Origin of the sequence: Blautia sp. DFI.1.216 (assembly GCF_020594215.1) — a bacterium.
In the GTDB taxonomy this organism is placed as follows: domain Bacteria; phylum Bacillota; class Clostridia; order Lachnospirales; family Lachnospiraceae; genus Blautia_A; species Blautia_A wexlerae.
Genome location: NZ_JAJDML010000014.1, coordinates 39,446 through 59,386, shown reverse-complemented (window position 1 = coordinate 59,386; position 19,941 = coordinate 39,446). Strand labels below are relative to the sequence as shown.

At 41.5% G+C, this 19,941-nt stretch carries 15 protein-coding genes; 2 read left to right on the top strand and 13 right to left on the bottom strand.

All coding sequences use genetic code 11. The features are described from left to right. The first annotated feature begins 6 nt into the window (after positions 1–6). Together LJE11_RS07480 and LJE11_RS07475 are read left to right on the top strand one after the other, a co-directional pair. Positions 7–708 carry a response regulator transcription factor gene (locus LJE11_RS07480; protein ID WP_025579807.1) on the top strand — a complete coding sequence of 234 codons (702 nt, stop codon included), beginning with the start codon at positions 7–9 and terminating at the stop codon, positions 706–708. Then, the gene (locus tag LJE11_RS07475) at positions 705–2,117 is read left to right on the top strand and encodes a sensor histidine kinase (protein ID WP_118566110.1); all 1,413 of its coding nucleotides are present in this window, start codon (positions 705–707) and stop codon (positions 2,115–2,117) included. The genes LJE11_RS07480 and LJE11_RS07475 overlap by 4 nt, the downstream gene beginning before the upstream one ends. A 185-nt stretch (positions 2,118–2,302) precedes the next feature. Here LJE11_RS07475 and ade read toward each other — a convergent pair whose 3' ends face one another. The 13 genes from ade to LJE11_RS07410 all read right to left on the bottom strand — a co-directional run bounded on the left by ade (position 2,303) and on the right by LJE11_RS07410 (position 19,904). Beyond that, positions 2,303–4,027 carry an adenine deaminase gene (ade, locus tag LJE11_RS07470; protein WP_055200003.1) on the bottom strand — a complete coding sequence of 575 codons (1,725 nt, stop codon included), beginning with the start codon at positions 4,025–4,027 and terminating at the stop codon, positions 2,303–2,305. A 278-nt stretch (positions 4,028–4,305) separates the two neighbouring features. Then, positions 4,306–6,282 (bottom strand): oleate hydratase, encoded by a 1,977-nt coding sequence (locus LJE11_RS07465; RefSeq protein ID WP_025579804.1) that lies wholly within the window; start codon positions 6,280–6,282, stop codon positions 4,306–4,308. Between the two features lie 324 nt (positions 6,283–6,606). Next, a complete protein-coding gene (locus LJE11_RS07460) occupies positions 6,607–7,176 on the bottom strand; it encodes a TetR/AcrR family transcriptional regulator (RefSeq protein WP_008705658.1) in 570 nt (189 codons plus the stop codon). A gap of 27 nt (positions 7,177–7,203) precedes the next feature. Continuing rightward, the gene (locus tag LJE11_RS07455; RefSeq protein ID WP_008705660.1) at positions 7,204–7,704 is read right to left on the bottom strand and encodes a tRNA (cytidine(34)-2'-O)-methyltransferase; all 501 of its coding nucleotides are present in this window, start codon (positions 7,702–7,704) and stop codon (positions 7,204–7,206) included. Between the two features lie 70 nt (positions 7,705–7,774). Beyond that, positions 7,775–8,371, bottom strand: coding sequence for an AIR synthase-related protein (locus tag LJE11_RS07450; RefSeq protein WP_227295772.1), 597 nt, complete (start codon positions 8,369–8,371; stop codon positions 7,775–7,777). Positions 8,372–8,510: 139 nt separating this feature from the next. Continuing rightward, the gene (locus LJE11_RS07445; RefSeq protein ID WP_227295770.1) at positions 8,511–10,187 is read right to left on the bottom strand and encodes a B12-binding domain-containing radical SAM protein; all 1,677 of its coding nucleotides are present in this window, start codon (positions 10,185–10,187) and stop codon (positions 8,511–8,513) included. 6 nt (positions 10,188–10,193) lie between these two features. Continuing rightward, positions 10,194–10,496 (bottom strand): thioredoxin, encoded by a 303-nt coding sequence (gene trxA / locus LJE11_RS07440; RefSeq protein WP_008705666.1) that lies wholly within the window; start codon positions 10,494–10,496, stop codon positions 10,194–10,196. A gap of 111 nt (positions 10,497–10,607) precedes the next feature. Further along, the gene (locus tag LJE11_RS07435; protein ID WP_022380391.1) at positions 10,608–11,516 is read right to left on the bottom strand and encodes an NAD(P)/FAD-dependent oxidoreductase; all 909 of its coding nucleotides are present in this window, start codon (positions 11,514–11,516) and stop codon (positions 10,608–10,610) included. A gap of 261 nt (positions 11,517–11,777) precedes the next feature. Continuing rightward, complete coding sequence (gene glyA, locus LJE11_RS07430) at positions 11,778–13,016, bottom strand: serine hydroxymethyltransferase (protein WP_022380392.1); 1,239 nt, start codon at positions 13,014–13,016, stop codon at positions 11,778–11,780. A 179-nt stretch (positions 13,017–13,195) separates the two neighbouring features. Further along, complete coding sequence (locus LJE11_RS07425; RefSeq protein ID WP_195280076.1) at positions 13,196–14,266, bottom strand: DUF4340 domain-containing protein; 1,071 nt, start codon at positions 14,264–14,266, stop codon at positions 13,196–13,198. Between the two features lie 85 nt (positions 14,267–14,351). Beyond that, positions 14,352–16,472 (bottom strand): glycoside hydrolase family 3 C-terminal domain-containing protein, encoded by a 2,121-nt coding sequence (locus LJE11_RS07420; protein WP_227295769.1) that lies wholly within the window; start codon positions 16,470–16,472, stop codon positions 14,352–14,354. A gap of 80 nt (positions 16,473–16,552) precedes the next feature. Next, the gene (locus LJE11_RS07415) at positions 16,553–18,112 is read right to left on the bottom strand and encodes a response regulator (protein ID WP_008705673.1); all 1,560 of its coding nucleotides are present in this window, start codon (positions 18,110–18,112) and stop codon (positions 16,553–16,555) included. Beyond that, entirely contained in the window at positions 18,105–19,904 is a 1,800-nt protein-coding gene (locus LJE11_RS07410) for a sensor histidine kinase (protein WP_008705675.1), read from the bottom strand. The genes LJE11_RS07415 and LJE11_RS07410 overlap by 8 nt, the downstream gene beginning before the upstream one ends. Between the last annotated feature and the right edge of the window lie 37 nt (positions 19,905–19,941).

The window sequence follows — 19,941 nt, the reverse complement described above, 5'->3', positions numbered from 1 at the left end:
ACCGCCATGGTTTCCAAACAGAAAATCCTTATTGTTGATGATGATAACAATATCGCAGAGCTTATTGCCCTGTATCTTACCAAAGAATGCTTCGAGACAAAAATCGTAAATGACGGAGAAGAAGCGTTAAGGGAATTTGCCTCCTTCCGCCCGGATCTGATCATTCTGGATCTGATGCTTCCCGGAATTGACGGTTATCAGGTATGTCGTGAAATCCGACATACCTCTGATGTTCCCATCATTATGCTTTCAGCAAAAGGCGAAACCTTTGACAAGGTTCTCGGACTTGAACTGGGTGCAGATGACTATATGATCAAACCCTTTGATTCCAAGGAACTGGTTGCCCGTGTACGTGCTGTCCTGCGCCGTTTCCAGGTTAAACAGCCAGCGCCTTCTTCCAGTGAAAAATGTGTTACTTACCCGGATCTGACCGTTAATCTGACAAACTATGCAGTCACATATATGGGTCGTCAGGTTGATATGCCGCCAAAGGAACTGGAACTTCTCTATTTCCTTGCAGCATCACCAAACCAGGTATTTACCCGTGAACAGCTTCTGGATCATATCTGGGGTTACGAATACATCGGTGATACCCGTACTGTAGACGTTCATATCAAACGTCTTCGTGAAAAGATCAAAGACAATCCTCACTGGTCCATTGCCACCGTATGGGGAATCGGATACAAATTTGAGGTAAAAAATCCATGAAACAGCATCATCTTTCCACAAAATTCCTGAGATTTTATATTCTCATCGGAATTTTGGGATTTTTCCTCATAACCCTCGGCGGTTCTTATATGGTGGAAAAGCATCTGGAACACTCTTTAAGTGCCGCACTCTATACAGAAGCGCACAATATTGCATCTAACGAAGCAGTTAAAGGCAATATCTCTTCCAGTACAGTAGATACTCTTCAGGAACACTTATGTGCAATTTCCGATTTTCAGGATGCTGTATTGTGGATCATCAACAGTAACGGTGAAATCATTGTAAGTACACAGAAAAATATTGATGTCCGGGATCCAATCCCACTGGAAGAATTCGATGCTTCCAAATGGGGAAGCAACTATTATCAGATTGGAAAGTTTTATGGTTTCTTTAAAACAGATCATTTGAGTGTTATTGCCCCGATCACCTCTGATATGGAAACCAAAGGTTACGTGGCAATCCATTATTCGATGACAAACCTTTATCAGAGCCGAAGCAGTATTCTTTTTATCATGCAGGTAATCTTTCTCCTGTGCTATGCAGCCACCAGTCTTCTGCTCTGGGCTTACAGCCACTACATACGTAAGCCCCTGGCCAGGATCATGAAAGGTGCCAGTGAATATGCAGGAGGTAATCTTGCATATAAAATAGACGTTACTTCTGATGATGAAATGGGATATCTTGCCAAAACTCTGAATTATATGTCCGATGAACTGAACAAAAACGGAGAATATCAGCGTAAATTCATTGCAAATGTCTCTCATGATTTCCGTTCTCCCCTTACCTCCATCAAGGGATATGTCAATGCCATACTGGACGGTACCATCCCCTATGAGATGCAGGAACGGTATCTGAAGATCATCGCTTTTGAATCTGAACGTCTTGAAAAACTCACCCGCAGTCTTCTGACTCTGAATGAACTGGATATGAAAAAACGGATGATGCACATTCAGCGTTTTGATATCAATGATACCATCAAAAACACAGCAGCTACATTTGAAGGCATCTGCACCAGCCGCCAGATCCGTCTGGAGCTGCTTCTCTCCGGACATGAACTTTATGTCAGAGCTGATATGGAACAAATTCAGCAGGTTCTTTACAACCTTCTTGATAATGCCATTAAATTCAGCAATGATAATTCCTCTGTTCAGATTGAAACAACTGTAAAAAGCGGTAAGGTCTTCGTTTCTGTAAAAGATTACGGAACCGGCATTCCCAAAGAAAGTCTGGGCAAAATCTGGGATCGTTTCTACAAAATTGATGCATCCCGCGGAAAAGACCGTAAAGGCACCGGACTTGGACTTTCTATAGTCAAAGAGATCATCAATGCACATAACCAGAATATTGATGTGATCAGTACAGAAGGTGTGGGAACCGAATTTATCTTTACTCTGGAGAAAACGAAATAAATTTCTTTCACTTGAAAAATATTGTCTTAAATATACCTGTAACAACCCTCTTACCTGGAGCGTGTCTGAGAGGACTGCTATAAAAAATACCGTAACAAAAGTATATATCATTTACTTTTATTACGGTATTTTTTTTATTCTATGGCAATCCTCGTAAATAATGCATTTAAGACATTTCACCCACCTTAACTAAACGGTGTTCTCAGCATTCTGTCTTCATTTACGAGATAGATTCCTCTCGGTGTGATCCTGATTTCAGGAATCACAGGAAGTGCCATAAATGACAAGGTGATAAACGGATCAAATCCTTCTTTCACTCCCATCTCATGGGCCTTCGGAATCATTTTTGCAAGTGCTTCGTTTACACTCTCGTAGCCGGCATCGCTCATCAGTCCCATGACAGGAAGTGGTAAGGTTCCATAAATCTCTCCATTGCATACCAGAGTATAACCACCTTGCGTCCGCATCATTTCTTTTACAGCAACAGCCATATCACGATCATTATCTCCTACTACAATAATATTGTGGGAATCATGAGAAACACTGGAAGCAATAGCTCCGCCGCGGATTCCATAGCCTTTTATAATGCCCACTCCCATCTTGCCCGTATTCTTATGACGCTCTATTACTGCAATCTTCTGATATTCCCCGTCCGGAGCAAAATATTTCTCACCATCCGATTCTATCCATGGAACCTCTTCCAGAACATCCCTTGTCACAATCTGTTTCTCAAGCATCTGAATCACTCTTGCCTTTGTTCCCGGATGTTTCAGTTTCAGACGTTCCTCACTGAAACCTGATACATGAACTGTATTTTTCAGATATGGAGGACATGGTTTCAATTCTGCTTTCTCATCTTTAATGATCTTCTTACCACAATGATATACATCTACAACATTCAGATCTGCCACATTATCCAGAATGACAAAATCTGCCTGTCTTCCGGGTGCGATCATTCCAAGTCTGTATAAACCATAACATCTTGCAGGCTGGATCGTTGCCATCTGCAGTGCTTTCTCAACCGGAAGTCCAAGCTGTACAGCCCGCTTCACATTATAATTGATATGCCCCTCTTTACGAATTTCTTCGATATGCTTATCATCAGTACAGAAGCAGAAACCTGACGTATCTGTATGGTGTTCCACAATCCCCTTCACAATAGCATCCAGATTTCTTGCTGCACTTCCCTCACGTATCAATACCTGCATTCCATTTCTTGCCTCAGCCATTGCATACTCATAATCCACACACTCATGATCTGTGTCAATTCCGCCAAGTACATATGCAGCCAGATCCCCAGATGCCAGAAACGGTGCATGGCCATCCTTCACTCTGTCCTGAAACAGCTGGAGCTTTTCATGCATGGCAACACTTCCGTTAATCACAGAAGGCGCATCCATCACTTCACCAAGTCCCAGAATCCTCGGATGTTCCAGATATCCCTTCATCTTTCCTGCTGTAAGAATACACCCGTTATCATCCACATGAGTCGCCGGAACACAGGAAGGCATCATCACATATACATTCGCCGGTGCATCTTCTGTCTGATCCAGGATATAATCAATTCCATCCGTACCGGATACATTTGCAGACTCATGAGGATCTACAATAAATGTTGTAGTTCCACACTGTGCAGCCTGCCGGACCAGCTCACCCGGCGTCACCAGAGTAGATTCCAGATGCAGATGACTGTCGATAAATCCCGGACAGATTACTTTTCCTTCCAGATCAATCTCTGTCTCTCCTTCATATGTACCGACTCCGATCACAATTCCATCTGCAACAGCCACATCACCATCAATAAATTCTCCCGTACCAGAGCTGAACACACGCCCATTTTTAAACACCAACTCAGCCTTCTCAATACCTCTTGCCATCTGCGAATACCTGCGATACATCTCAAGTTCCATAAAAAAACCTCCTTTCGCTCCCTTGAAAGCCCTCCTGCGCCACACATTCATTATTACAGTAAAGCTTCCAATATATTATCATATTTACTTGTTTTTTCAGACTTTTTATTGTCCCAATCATTTTTTTCTATATATTTCATTATATATTATCATCTGTCTTTTTAATTTGCAACCTGTTTTTTCTTTACCAAAGCAACTTTCCATCAACTTTTAACGGCTTTACAAAAAGGCTGCCGGATATCTCCTGCAGCCTTTTCATATCACTTACATCTCTATATTTACATCATATAATCTTTGATCACATCATGATCTCTGAGTACTTTCTCGATCACAGTTCCCTTAACAGCTTTCAGAAGCGGTTTCTTCAGCATATCCAGTGGTCCCGGAAGTTCGATCTCCAGTGGAGATTTTCCATCCATCAGCTTCACACTGCTATCCAGTAATTCTCTGATATCATAAACACTGCCCCATACTTCCGGCACACCTCTGTCAACACCCAGAAGTCCATACACAGCCTCCATAGCAGTTCTTACGGAATATTCAGTAGTAAATACAGTATCTCTTGGTGTATCGGCAAACTGTCCGAGGAATGCGAAGTTTACACAGCCATCCGGAATAACATCAGGTCTGTCACCCTTTGTTCTCGGCATAAAGAATGCTGTAATATAAGGCATCATGGTCGGTACACAAACTGCACTGTTCTCAGCCATGTCTTCAATCTGGTCAACCGGAACGCCAAGATGATAGAGCCACTCTTCTGTGATTTCCTTACCTGTACACTCCTTCATAGGCTTCTTGATATAATCACCAGGTACATCTGTAAACAGACCATATACCCATACACAAACCTTGTCTTTGTCCTGATCCTTGAACTGTCCCTGTCTATTGATCGTCCAGCTTAATAACCAGCTGGAATCCTGACAGCTTACAATACCGCCTGTAACAACCTTGCCTGTTCTCGGATCACGTTTGCAGATATCTGTAATATAAGGAATGATCTTATCATCCAGAGTAGTCACTGTTGCTGACTCCCAATTTGTCTTAGCAATATCAGAACAGAATTTCTCAGGATGTCCGAAGGACGGATCCTGTTTTGCGATATTTTTCCAGAGACTCCAGCATCCACTTGTACGAACTTCTGCATCTCCGTTCGGTGCATGATTCTGATCGCCATAGATGGTTCCCTCTGTACAGCTTCCGTTTGTCACAAATACAAAGTCGTTTTCTGTAAGAACAATTCCCTTTTCTACGCCATTCACCTTACACTCGATTGCTTTTGCAATCTTCTTATTGCCTTCAAACTCAAAAAGTACGTTTGTAACCTCTGTATTGAACTGGAATTCAACACCTGCTTCTTCCAGATATTTCTGCATTGGCAGGATCAGGGATTCGTACTGATTATATTTTGTGAATTTCAGGGCACTGAAATCCGGAAGTCCGGAAATGTGATGGATAAATCTCTGGAAGTACAGTTTCATTTCCAGTGCACTGTGCCAGTTCTCAAATGCGAACATGGTTCTCCAGTATAACCAGAATGTGGAATCAAATACTTCATCGTCAAATACATCTTCAATTGTCTTGTCATAAAGATCTTCATCCTTTGTCATGAACAGCTTCATGATCTCCATGCAGCCCTTCTGGCTCAGATTGAATTTACCGTCTGTATGAGCATCCTTGCCTCTCTCTTTTGTTGCACGACAGAGAGAATAGTTGGGGTCTTCCTTATTCAGCCAGTAATATTCATCAAGTACAGATATACCAGGTGTTTCAATGGATGGAATACTTCTGAAAAGATCCCATAAGCACTCGAAATGGTTTTCCATCTCACGTCCCCCACGCATCACATATCCGCGGCTCGGATCAAAGATACCGTCACATGCTCCGCCTGCAATATCCATTGCTTCCAGAATGTGGATATTCTTTCCGGGCATCTGTCCGTCACGTACAAGGAAACAGGCTGCTGCAAGAGAAGCCAGTCCGCTTCCTACGATATAAGCATGTTTATCATCTACGCCTTCCGGCTTTCTTGGACGTGCAAATGCTTCATAGTTACCGTTTGTATAATAAATTCCCTTACTGTTTTTCTCATATTTTCCACGTTCTGTATTGCGATATTCACTTGTATTATGAAGTGCGTCATAATCTTCTTTTTTCTTTGTCTCAGCTGTTTTATACTTCTTTCCTACTGCCACTGCTGCCACGCCTGCTCCAACTGCCAATGCGGATATAAGTCCTAAACCTTTATTTTTACTCATAATACACATCCACCTTTCTTGAATTCTTCTTTAGAAGTTCTTTCAGATTCGTTATCTTAAATGCTTTTTACTCTCTGCTTTACCCATTTCCCGGAAACTCTTTTCGCCTGCCGGAAATCTCTTGATCTCCCGGCAAGACATCTTCATGACTTTTACATTCTTATCTGTATGTTTCCCACATCATAAGCATTTCATCCGTCTGAATTATCTGTTTGTTGCTATGGCTGTATATTAACAGTTAAAATATGATTCTACAATTTACAAAAGCCGCCGAATGATAAGTTTTTTATCACCCTGCGGCTTTTGTAAAGAATTTTTATATGATTATTTTTCCATATTATTTTTCTGAAAGTTATGAATAGATGTAGTCACTGTATCGCGAAGTGTCAAATCCATCATTCTTACCAGATCTTCAATATTTTCTTTCATCCCTTCCCTGATCCACTCAAGTATGATTCCCACAAAACCATATTTATAGAAGTCTGCAATAAATTTTTTATCCTCTTCTGTGATATTCAGACCCTTGCTTTTTTCTTCCACCACACCCACGATCAGATCATAGGTTAATTTAAAAAGATAATTTTCTATCCGCTCCCTGTCCACATTTCTGTAAACATTCATAATAAACGGTTTGTTTTCCAGCACTGCCTCAAATATCTGGGTCAGCCCTTCTGTCCAGGATTCAGAAGTCTTTTTGCCCTGAAGGGCTTTTGTCCCATCTTCCACGCAGGACCATTCAACCAGATCATAAATATCCTTGAAATGATAGTAGAAAGCCATGCGGCTTATCCCGCAGTCCGTGGTAATATCTGTTATCGTGATCTTGTCCAGAGGTTTCTTCAGAAGAAGCCGTTTCAGGGATTCTTCCAGAGCTGCTTTTGTGGTATTTGGCATATAACTCCTCCTGTCTGCTTACTGTGATTATTTCCAGTCGTAGTTTCTCAGGTGTCCTTCCAGATTCATGTGGTCAAAATTATTCTGGCGCAGTGCTTCGTACAGAACGATTGCTACGGAATTGCTCAGATTCAGAGAACGGATATCTCCGATCATAGGGATTCTTACGCAGGTTTCCTGATTATTGACCAGAATATCCTCCGGGATCCCTGCACTCTCTTTTCCAAACATGATGTAGCAGTCTTCTTCATAATGAACGTCTGTATAAGTCTGAGGCGCTTTTGTTGTTGCATAGTAAATTTTTGCCCCGGGATTCTTCTCCAGAAAGTCCTCAAAGTCCAGATATGTAGTTACATCCAGATCTTTCCAGTAATCCATTCCTGCTCTCTTTAAGGCTTTCTCACTTAAGGAAAATCCCAGAGGCTCGATAAGATGGAGTCTGGTTCCTGTTGCCACACAGGTACGGCCGATATTTCCTGTGTTTGCAGGAATCTCCGGCTCGTGAAGTACAATATTTAATTTTGCCATTTTCTTTTTATTCCTCTTGTTATTAATCGTCTGTCTCTTCTTAGAAAATTGTCTCTTAAGTTTCCTGCAGTTACTCTTTGAGAAGTTGCTGCAGTTCATCCTCTGCCGGACGTTCCAGATAGCGGGCACTGCCGCCACTGTAGAGAAGCCGGTCATTACCGCTGTTTGTCTGTCCGATGATCTCTGCCATAAATCCTTCATTGCGAAGCCTCTGTACCAGTGCTTCACCTCCGCGGATTCCAATCAATACTGCTCCATCTGCCTGAAGCTTATATGGATTCAGGTCAAAAATCTCGCACACTTCTATGGTCTCCTGACGAATCGGTACCTTACGGAAGTCTGCTTCCAGTCCTACTTCTGAAGCTTCTGCCATCTTCCAGAGCGCACTTAAAAAGCCGCCCTCACCCATAGCATATAATGCGCTGGCATCTGCCTCCTGCGCAATTTTCCAGACAATACTGCCGGCTCCATAAGCATCCCAAAGTGAAACGCAATTCTGAATAAAACCGGCAGAGAATCGCTCTGCCAGTTTGTCCTTTTTATTTTTTGCTATTACAGAGGTTCCTTTCAAAGCCACCGGGCATGCCACTACCAGTTCATCTCCCGGTTTCAGGCATCCGGTTATTTCTGCCCTCAGAGCCTCCATTGCCGCCTGTCCCAGTCTCATTCTTTTCCTCCGAAAATTTATTATACGATCAGAGACAGAACTGTCGGCACTACCATTGCCAGTACCAGAATGATTGCAATAATTGCTGTGATCACTTTACGGTTCTTTGGATTAAACATTCCCATTTCTCTTCACCTCTTTAATCTCTGTTCAGGTTCTCAAACACATCTTTCGTCACATCTGTCACATGAGCATTGTTAGTCAGCGGATCACGGTCTGCATAGTTAAACAACAGCACTGTTCCATCTGCAAATACTTCCACATGTGCATTCTTTGCCACTTTTTCCCGTTTTCTGAAGTCCCATACCTGTCTCTCAAAAGGCTTCTGATCTCTGGCAAAGCCAGGACGGCTTTTCAGGTTTTCTCTCAGATAGAGATCATATACCATCTGGTCTTTTACCTGATCCATGGAAATCTCCGGCACATCCTCAAGAAATTCCAGCAGGATCTCATATCTTCGCATTCTTGTATGAGAAACATCACCATAGCCCTTTTCCATGTAAAAGCTGCCCAGTCTCTCATAAATCGAGAAAGCATCCTGGAAAAAGTTTTCCAGATATTCAAGTGTATTCTGGAATTGTCCACTATTATAATACACTTCCACCATATTTTCCACAGTTTTCAGCTTCAAAACATGGTCATAATCCAGCCACTTCGTGGAAAGTACCTCATAAGGCTCCTGTGTTTTGTATACAATACCATATTCCCTGCACATCTCCATCATATGGGAACCCTTTAACACCTTCAAAAAGCCCAGCTGAAGCTGCTGTGGTTTCAACGCATAGACATCATTAAAGGAATGCCGGAAGCTGTCGTAATCTTCATAGGGAAGTCCTGCGATCAGGTCCAGATGCTGATGGATATTTCCAAAGCTGTGGATTCTGTCAACAATTCCTTTCAGTTTTTCAAAATCCATAGTTCTGTGAATTGCCTTAATCGTATCCGGATTTGTTGACTGTACTCCGATCTCCAACTGAATCAGGCCCGGACGCATAGTGGACATTTCCTGCAGTTCCTCTTCTCTTAACAGATCTGCTGAAATCTCAAAATGGAAGTTTGTCACACCATTATCGTGTTCATTAATATACTTCCAGATTGCCATTGCATGGTCATGTTTACAGTTAAAGGTACGGTCTACAAACTTTACCTGCGGAACCTTATTGTCTATAAAAAACTGCAGCTCTTTCTTTACTGTCTCTGTATCTCTGAAACGCAGTTTCTTATCAATGGAAGAAAGACAGTAACTGCAGGAGAACGGACATCCTCTGCTGCTTTCATAATAAATGATCCTGTTCTTAAACTCGGACAAATCTTTGTAAATAAATGGAATACTGCTTAAGTCCATGATCTGGCGCCATCCATTATGTATGATCTGATCTCCGTCTCTGTAACAGATTCCTGTCATATCTTTCAGATCCTGCGGATTTTTTTTCACATAATATCCGGCAAGTTCTTTAAATGTTTCTTCACCTTCCCCGACCATAACACCTTTAAATTCTGAGTTTTCTGTCAGGAATTTCTCCGCATCATAAGAAACTTCCGGACCGCCGGCCCAGAAGTCGGCGCCCGGAAGAATCTTTATCAGATCTGCCATCAGTTCTTTTACAAAAGAAAGGTTCCAGATATAACAGGACACGCATACCACATCAGGATGCTCCAGGTAAATATCACGCATGATATCATCTTTCTGCTGGTTGATGGTATATTCCTTTAATACAATATGATCTGCGTAATCGGATGCATATGCCTGCAGATCATAAACAGCAAGATTAGAATGAATATATTTTGCATTGCATGCCACTAATAAAATCTTCATAAATCTTTAGCCTTCCAGTGCACTCTTCAGCTCTTCTTTGGAAGTAAGACCTACGAAGCGTTTCACTTCCGCACCGTCTTTAAACAGGATCAGTGTCGGAATGCTGACTACACGAAACTGCTGTGCAAGTGCCATATTCTGATCTACGTCTACTTTTCCCACTGCGTATCCCTCTTCTGCCAGTTCTTCTACAACCGGACCCTGACGCATACATGGTCCACACCATGTTGCCCAGAAATCTATAAGAACCGGTTTCTCAGATTTTAATACTTCTGTTTCAAAATTTGCTGTTGTAATCTCTTTTGCCATGATTTATATCTCCTTTGCTTATTCTTTATAAAAATTTGCAATGTAAGTTCTCTGGTTTTATAATATCAACACTATAACCCTGTTAAATTTTCAATTTTTATTTTAGATTTTTTATTTTAAAGATCTTACATACTTCCCTGCATTAATACCTGCCTGTGCTCCCTCATACACAGCTTTCGCCACCTGAAGAAGTCCACCTGTACAGTCACCTGCCGCATAGAGTCCCGGGATGGTTGTTTCCATATTTTCGTTAACTTTAATGTTTCCTTTTTCAGTAAGTTCAGCTCCCATCTGGCGGGCAATCTCAGTACTGCCTGCAGTTCCCATTGCAATAAATACACCCTCTGCAGGACAGAAATCATTTGCCTGCTGACCTGCTTCTGCCTTTATTTCCTCTGCCTGCACATCAGGTTCAAGACGGATTCCGGATACCAGATCATCGCCCTCTACAGACTGGATCTTCATTGTGTTTACACTGATATTTTCTTCAGGTGTAAATTTCGGTTCTTCACCGTTTGTATAAATGGTTACTGTAGAAGCAGTATTTGACAATTCCTTTGCTTCATGCATGGCGAAATCACCGTTTCCCAGAACTGCTACATCCTTGCCTCTGTAAAAGAAAGCATCGCAGATTGCACAGTAGCTGACACCTTTTCCCTCAAATTCTTTAACACCCGGGATCTTCGGTGCAGCGCGCTTACTTCCTGTTGCAAGAATCAGACTCTGAGTCTCGAATTCACCTTCTGTAGTTTTTACCACAAAAGTATCAAACCCGCCGACTCCCAGAACCTGTGCATCCAATATTCGTACGCCCAGTGCTTTCGCCTGAGCGATTCCTGTATCATATAATTCCTGACCGGACAGCGGATGTTCCAGTCCGTAATAGTTTTCTATTTTCTCTGCTTTTTCCAAAGCACCGATCCCATTATTGATCACCAGGGGATCCAGATTTCCACGAACTGCATAAAGCGCAGCGGAAATTCCTGCAGGTCCGGCACCTATGATTATCACTTTTTCCAAATTCTGTCACCTGCTCTCTGTTATTGTTTTCAATATACTGTGATATATCATCGTTACTGTTCACTCTGTTCTCAGTAACTTATTATCAGCTATTGTTACTATACTACGTTTTCTGAAAAAAATCCATGATTTTATTTGGATAATTTTGGTATAATTTGGTTAAATAAGTTTCTCGATTCAGCGACATAATAAATAAAAGCGAAGTGCTGTTCACTCATGAACCATGCATTTCGCTTTTATACATTATTTTGTATGATTTATTTATCCAACCAGAGGATATTTGTCTGTAAGTTCTTTGACGATTGCCTTTGCCTTTTCCTGGCTGCCTTCTTCTTTTAAGGTCATAGCAATTGCTTCTGCAATCTTATCCATATCTTCCGGTTTCATGCCTCGTGAAGTAACTGCTGCTGTTCCGAGACGTACACCGCTTGTAACAAATGGAGACTGGGGATCATTTGGAATTGCATTCTTATTGCAGGTAATGTTTACTTCATCAAGAAGATTCTCCATCTGCTTGCCTGTAACGCCCAGACTTCTGAGGTCTACAAGCATCAGATGATTGTCTGTGCCACCGGAAACGATATCAATTCCTCGTTTCTGGAGTCCTTTGCAAAGTGCCTGCGCATTCTCAACGATCATCTTCGCATAGTCCTTAAATTCCGGCTGAAGCGCTTCTTTGAAACATACTGCCTTGGCAGCGATCACGTGCATCAGAGGACCACCCTGGATTCCCGGAAATACTGCTTTATTAAAGTTAAATTTCTTTGCATTCTCTGCGCTGCTTAAGATCAGGCCGCCTCTTGGTCCACGCAGAGTTTTGTGTGTGGTTGTAGTCACAACGTCTGCATAAGGAATCGGGCTTGGATGCTGTCCACCTGCTACCAGACCGGCGATATGCGCCATATCCACCATCAGATAAGCCCCAACTTCATCTGCGATCTCACGGAATTTCTTAAAATCAATAACTCTGGCATAGGCACTTGCACCTGCTACGATCAGCTTTGGTTTATTCTCAATGGCGATTCTTCTGACTTCTTCATAATCGATCACGCCGTCATCATTTACTCCATAATATACCGGCTTGAAGTAGGTTCCGGACATATTTGCAGGACTTCCATGTGTCAGATGTCCACCATGATCCAGATTCATACCCATTACAGTATCTCCCGTCTGCAACATTGCAAAAAAGACTGCCATATTTGCCTGTGCTCCGGAGTGTGGCTGTACATTTGCATATTCACATCCGAATAATTCTTTCGCACGTTCGATTGCAAGAGCTTCCACCTCATCCACGCAGGAACATCCGCCGTAAAATCTCTTCCCCGGATATCCTTCCGCATATTTATTAGTAAGAGGGCTTCCCATTGCTGCCATAACTGCTTTACTTACCCAGTTCTCTGAAGCGATCAGCTCAATATGGGAATTCTGGCGTGCAAGCTCCGCCTCGATCAGATCTGCGATATCCTTGTCTGTCTTTGCTACGTCGTCGATTGAATACATCTTCGTGCTCCTCCTTTGTTATACGCTCAGTAATTATTCCGATTATAACCAATTCTATCCATCATGTCAATCACCAAAAGACATTTGTCCGTGTACCAAAATATTTTATGATATAAATTAGGATACCACATATTATGTTTCTCTGCTGAGCTCTGTAGCAAATAACAGATTCGATTCGATTAAAACGCTTTTTTAATCTGTTTTACCAGTGCATCCACATCTTCCGCTTTCACAAGAAATCTCTCGGTTCCATTGATTTCCAGACTATCATAAGTATCATCATATGCAAAATATTTCAGAGTTACTTCCGGAGCTTCTTCTGTGTTTCTGTGGAATGTTACAGTCAGCACTTCTTCCTTATCTGCTGCATCTTTTGTTTCTTCAACTTCCGAATCAAGCATTATACTTTGAAGCGCCTGATACAATTCAGTAAATTTCTCCTTCTTTACAGTTTTCTTTCCGAATTTATAATCGCTGCCATCCAGCTTCATGGTATAGGTTTTCTTTCCAATGCTTATATCCACACTGTCAAGTGTATCAATATTTACCAATGCCGGAATCTTCAGGATCAAATTAAACGGTTTCAGCTCCAGAAGACTGTTCACCGACTCTTTTGAAAGCAGATAAACAGCCTCTTCGTATCCTTTTACGCATGCATAATAGTCACCATTCTCATCTGTATTTCCAATAAGGATCGTTGCTGTTGCATCTGCATCCTGCGTTTCTTTTGCTGTGTCATCGTTAACTGTATTTACAAAATCTACTGTAAAATATGTCTTTGTATTATCCAGTCCGGTATCTGTATTTGCTGCATCGACGCCGTTGCTGAGATCAAAAGCAGCCAGCACTCCAAACATTTCATACATATTCTCTGTGTTTACTGTTGCAATCTCATCATACGGATTGGTAATTTCCCAGTAGTCGAAATCCATCTTATAATCTGCCGGTTCCTGTTTGATCTGAAATACTTCTTCGCCGTCCTTTACAATGGAAAATCTGCGAATGGAATAGACAGACATTCTTGGATGTTCTACAGTTTTTAAATCTGTATTTTCTGTTTTATCATCTGTCTGATCAGCAATTTCTTCTTCCACAGCTGCATCTTCTGCTTTTGGCTCTTCTGCAGTCTCAGAGTTTTGTTCTGCTTCATCTGCCCATACAGGACAGGATATAACTGCTGTGCCTGCTGCACCGGCAGTAAACATGGCTGTCATTCCAAGAAGTAATATTTTTTTAATTTTGTTTTTCATGTCTGTGTTCCTCCTGTCCATATATAATATGGTTTTTATTTTATGTTACTTTTCGCAATTGAAACAGAATACTTACTCCGTTCGGTTAAAGTGCAATTTCTACCTCAGCAGGCTTATGTCCTGTCAGTTCTGCACTTCTTGTATCCGGCTGGGATACTCCTGCAAATAAACGGAAATGTTTTCCTGCGATGTAACGATTTCCATCTTCATCAACTATATTCATTGCTTTATTAGAAATTGTAAATTCTACAGATTTCTCTTCTCCCGCTTTCAGAGATACTCTCTTAAATCCGCAGAGACTGTAGTTACGAACTGCAAGCAGAGAATCAAGGTCTTTGATATACACCTGAACAACTTCATCTGTATCTACTGTTCCATTGTTCTTAACAGTTGCTTTTAACACGATATCGGACTCTGCTGATACTTCACCGACAACCTCTGCTTCTGTTACGCAGGTATCACTGTATGTAAGTCCGTATCCAAATGGATAAAGTGCCTCTTTTTCCATATAACGGTAAGTTCTGTTTTTCATAGAGTAATCTGTGAATTCCGGCATTCCTTCCAGGTCTTTATAGAAGGTTATCGGAAGTTTTCCTGATGGAGATTCTTTTCCGAAGAGAAGATCTGCTATTGCACGTCCGCCTCTTGCTCCCGGATACCATGCAAGAAGGATTCCATTACAGTTATCCTGCGCATAATTCAGGTCAATCGCACTTCCTGCCATCAGAACTACGATGGTAGGTTTTCCTACTGCTGTTACTTTCTCGATCAGTTCTTCCTGTACTTTCGGAAGATGAAGATCAACTTTGTCCCCGGATGCATCACTGTTTCCGGTATCTCCTTCTTCTCCCTCCAGAGTCTCATCAAGACCTACGCAGAGTATGACTACATCGCTGTTTTCCGCTGTAATTACTGCCTCAGAAATTCTGTCCTGATCCCATGCCAGATTTTCAACTTTGTCTTTATATAAATCACATCCCTGAGAGTAAAGGATCCTTACATCGTCACCTGCTTCTTCACGGATTCCTTCAAGAACAGTAATATATTCTGAAGATGTTCCATGATAATTTCCAATAAGAGCTGCACGGCTATTTGCATTCGGGCCGATGACACCAATAGTATTTACTTTTGTTTTATCAATCGGAAGAACTCCATCATTCTTCAGAAGTACGCAGCTCTTTCTTGCCATCTTAAGAGCTTCATCAATGTGCTCTTTGCACTCTACCACACTATACGGTATCTTATCATATTCACTTCCGTCAAACAGGCCCAGCAGATATCTGGTTGTCAGCAGTCTTACTGCGGATTCTGTAATTTTCTCTTCTGTTACCAGTCCATCCTGATAAGCTCCCATCATATGAAGATAGGTATTTCCACAGTTCAGGTCACAGCCTGCATTTAATGCCATAGCAGCGGACTGTCTTGGTGTGGAAGTTACCATGTGATGTTCATGAAAGTCACGGATTGCCCAGCAGTCAGAAGTATAATGACCTTCGAATTTCCATTTTCCTCTCAGGACATCTTCCATAAGATATTTATGTGCACAGCAGGGTTCTCCGTTTGTCCTGTTATAAGCACCCATTACAGCCTCAACATCCGCTTCTGTTACAAGCGCTTCAAAAGCCGGAAGATATGTTTCCCACATATCCTTCATGCTTGCCTGTGCATCAAATTCATGTCTGAGCGATTCCGGACCGCTGTGCACTGCATAATGCTTTGCACATGCTGCCGCTTTCATTACAGGTCCGTCACCCTGGATTCCTTCTACGAATTTCACGCCAAGTCTGGACGTCAGATATGGATCCTCACCATAGGTTTCATGCCCTCTGCCCCATCTCGGATCTCTGAAAATGTTTACATTGGGGGACCAGAAAGTAAGACCCTTGTAAATATCTCTGTCTTCTTTTGCAGAATATGCATTGTATTTTGCTCTTCCCTCAGTTGCAATGATATCGCCAACTTTTTTCATCTCTTCATCGTCAAATACTGCAGCCATTGCAATTGCCTGTGGGAACATGGTTGCCACACCTGCTCTGGCTACTCCATGCAGTGCTTCATTCCAGTAATTGTATGCCGGAACACCCAGTCTTTTCACGGGAGCAGCATCGTATTTTAACTGGGAAGCCTTCTCCAGAAGCGTCATCTGTGATACCAGTTTTTCTGCTTTTTTTCTTGCTTCTGTTCTTTCTTTTCTGTGATCTTTCATTTCAGATCCTCCTGTTTATATAATTTGATAATTATTCAGCAGGTATTAACAAAGCCTCAGCGCAGCCCGCTACTCCTGCATTATGTATTCTGCATTTCTTCTCTGTATTTCGTCGGAGATTTTCCTGTATGTTTCTTAAATGCCAGTGAGAAATAATTCGTATCTCTGTATCCTACCATCATAGCAATCTTTCCAGTCTTGATGCTGGTAGTTTCCAGAAGGCTCTTCGCCTTCTCAATCCTCTTTCTGACAATGTATTCATTACATCCTTCACCTGTAATCCGCTTAAATAATCTGGAGAAATAATTCGGTGTGATATAGAGACTTTCCGCAATGCTGGAAACCGAAATATCCTCTGCAAGATGCTCATCTATATAGTGTCTGGCATTGGAAATGGTATAATGTACATCCTCTTCATCATTTTCAATAAGCTGCTCAATAAACATTCTCGTAATCTCACAGGCCTCTTCTTTTCCTGCTGATGACAGACTCTTGGAGAGTGCATCCAACTTTCCTTCTTCCACCTCACACGATACTTCCATGTAGGAAAAAATCAAAGAGGAGGCAATCTCGAAACAACATCTGCGCACAGCAGAAGGGGAAAGATTATAGGATTCTGTTGCCTTAATAAAGGTATTAAATGCCTTTAGTACATAATCTGGAGTTCCTATATTGGAAATCATGATATTTCGCAGTTCTGCATAGATTTCCCAGAAGATTTTCTTCTTGTTCTGAGCCCCCATCGTCTGTATAATGTCCTGAATATTCTTTTTTTCATGTTCCAGAAGATATCTGGCATCATTGTAGGAAATTGCCAGATTTTCAAATCCTTGCACAGCACTTCCAACCGTAATCTTTGGTTTATATTCAAATTCATCCTTCAGCACATCCGACAATTCTTCAATCTGTTCCAGAACGCTGTCGTCATCATCTTTTTCAAAACAGACAATCGCAATCGTACCGTCATCATCTACAAATGTGATTCCTCTGTTTTGGGAATCCACCATGCTCATGCAGACATTTTTAACAGTCATTGCACGGAATTTTCCGTCATTCTGCTGTTCTGTATACATTCCCTGTTCCAGAAGAATCAGGCTCATTTTCTGCTTAATATCAAACTGAAAATCTTTCTGGAGAATATACAACTGCATTTCTTTATCTGCTTTTGTATGCACCAAATTTCTCATGCACTGCTCCAGTCTCATCTGCACTACAGAGCCTTGAGAGCGCCATACTCTGGCCTGATTCTGCTCTTTGTTTTCCTGCTCTTTCAGTTCTTTTATCTGCTTTTCTATCGCATTGAAAAGATCATCTTCATCAATCGGTTTCAGGAAGAAATCCTGCACCTGAAGCCGCAGGCTCTCTCTTGCATACTCAAAATTATCAAAGCCTGTAAGCACGATCACACGCAGTTCAGGTACTGATTCTCTGGCCGCTTTAATCAGTTCCAGTCCTGTCATTTCTGTCATCTGGATATCTGTAACCATAATTTCAGGACCTTCTTCTTTAAGAATCTTCAAAGCCTCGTTTCCTGACGCAGCAGTAAATACGTCATCTACTCCCAGTTTCTTCCAGTCTATGGCATTTTTCATCCCCATGCGTATCATCTTTTCGTCATCAACAATCAGTACTCTATACACACGTCCACTCGCCTCCCGCTGTGTTCTTTTTGATTTCTGTCTGATATGGCAGATGGATCACGACAGTTACTCCACCCGAATCATTCTTCTGGTAATTAAGACCATATCCCTCCCCAAAAAGAAGTTCAATCCTCTTGTTTACGTTTCGCACTCCATATCCGAAGGAATCCTCGTATCTGGAGAGCTGTTCATTCATTTCATCTATCTGTTCCTGACTCATTCCTGTGCCTGTATCTGATACCTTTATGATAACTTCATCCTCATTTTTATATGCTGTAAGATAAAGTGTACCTGTTTTTCCCTCTTTTACTTTCATTCCATGATAAATGGAATTCTCTACCAGTGGCTGCAGGGTCAGCTTCGGTATCAGGCTTTCTTCCACCTGAGATTCTACAACAATCTCACTTCCGATAATGTTGTCGTATCTCATGTTCTGGATAATCATATAATTCCTGATATGCTCTACTTCTTCTCTGATCGTGATCACGTCATGTCCTTTGCTGAGACAGATCCTGTAATATTTCGCCAGCGCCTTTACCATTGTGGAAATCTCTTTATTTCCTTCGGCAATCGCCTGCCAGTGGATACATTCCAGTGTATTATAAAGAAAATGCGGCTGAATCTGCGACTGAAGGGCATTAAAACGGATCTGCTCCAGCTGATGCTGTTCCAGTTTTACCTGTTCCATCAACACCTCGATTTCATCCATCATAGAGTTAAAACCAATTGCAAGCTTTGTGAAATCTTCACCCATATTGTCAACATTGATTCTTGTTCTCAGGGAACCTGTTGCAACATAATCCATATTAGATACTACCTTATTAAGGGGCTGATACATTTTCCTGACCAGTGCTCTTATAATAATGCTTACTATGATCAGCACTATGATCAGAACCAGAATCACAACAACCATTATATGGAATCCTGATTCCATCAGTTTATAAAAAGAAATCGAACTGACTACATAATAATTCCAGTTCTTAATCTTCTGGCATACATACATATTCCCATTCTTTGTAAATATCTGTATCCCTTTTTCCATCTCATCTATATAATTTACGTAACGGCCTGTCTCCTCTTTATCATTCGAAAGCAATATCATTCCACCTGTGTCAACTACTCTTGTTTCTGCTGAAGAATCTCCTACAGCCAGCATCCTCTGTACTGCCGGATCATCGAAATTCATGCACAGAAGCCCTCTTGCATCAGATACTTTTCTGGTATCATATAATGGATAATACAGACTCAATGTATATCTGTTCCCTTTATAATAATCGTTATAATAATCGTTATTATAGGAAACTTTCAGCGTTCCTTTCTGCGCATATTTGCTTCTCTCATATGCCTGGGGATACACTTCTTCAAACTGCGTAACTGATAAAGAACCCTTTCCTCTGTAGTAGTAACTTTTATAATCCGAACTGACAATGGCAGCAAAGTTCAGACTCTCATACATATTATTCAGATTCTCCAGCTTGCTGTAAACTGCATCAATGTCTGCTGTCTTCAGCTCATTTTTCTGCACCTGCCTGCAGTAATTCTGCACAGAATCATCCATGATCGTACCCAATACGATTTCTTTATATGAATCCATTGATCCCTTAAAAGATTCCGCAACTGTATTATTCTGCATCTGCAGAAGTTCTACAGACTGCTCTTTCATCGATGCTATAGAAAAAGTCAGAGAAACACCTGCAACCGTCAGCGTTACAATAAGAATACTGACGGTCACAAGTAAAAGTATTTTTTTATCAAATTTCCAGTGGCTGAATTTTGTTTTCCATTTGTTCATGTTGTCTTTCCTCATCTGTCACATAATTTCACATATA

Bases quoted from the DNA above. Each gene is read 5' to 3' on its own strand.
- LJE11_RS07480 (WP_025579807.1), top strand. From the start codon at position 7: ATGGTTTCCAAACAGAAAATCCTTATTGTTGATGATGATAACAATATC.
- LJE11_RS07475 (WP_118566110.1), top strand. From the start codon at position 705: ATGAAACAGCATCATCTTTCCACAAAATTCCTGAGATTTTATATTCTC.
- ade (WP_055200003.1), bottom strand. From the start codon at position 4,027: ATGGAACTTGAGATGTATCGCAGGTATTCGCAGATGGCAAGAGGTATT.
- LJE11_RS07465 (WP_025579804.1), bottom strand. From the start codon at position 6,282: ATGAGTAAAAATAAAGGTTTAGGACTTATATCCGCATTGGCAGTTGGA.
- LJE11_RS07460 (WP_008705658.1), bottom strand. From the start codon at position 7,176: ATGCCAAATACCACAAAAGCAGCTCTGGAAGAATCCCTGAAACGGCTT.
- LJE11_RS07455 (WP_008705660.1), bottom strand. From the start codon at position 7,704: ATGGCAAAATTAAATATTGTACTTCACGAGCCGGAGATTCCTGCAAAC.
- LJE11_RS07450 (WP_227295772.1), bottom strand. From the start codon at position 8,371: ATGAGACTGGGACAGGCGGCAATGGAGGCTCTGAGGGCAGAAATAACC.
- LJE11_RS07445 (WP_227295770.1), bottom strand. From the start codon at position 10,187: ATGAAGATTTTATTAGTGGCATGCAATGCAAAATATATTCATTCTAAT.
- trxA (WP_008705666.1), bottom strand. From the start codon at position 10,496: ATGGCAAAAGAGATTACAACAGCAAATTTTGAAACAGAAGTATTAAAA.
- glyA (WP_022380392.1), bottom strand. From the start codon at position 13,016: ATGTATTCAATCGACGACGTAGCAAAGACAGACAAGGATATCGCAGAT.
- LJE11_RS07425 (WP_195280076.1), bottom strand. From the start codon at position 14,266: ATGAAAAACAAAATTAAAAAAATATTACTTCTTGGAATGACAGCCATG.
- LJE11_RS07420 (WP_227295769.1), bottom strand. From the start codon at position 16,472: ATGAAAGATCACAGAAAAGAAAGAACAGAAGCAAGAAAAAAAGCAGAA.
- LJE11_RS07410 (WP_008705675.1), bottom strand. From the start codon at position 19,904: ATGAACAAATGGAAAACAAAATTCAGCCACTGGAAATTTGATAAAAAA.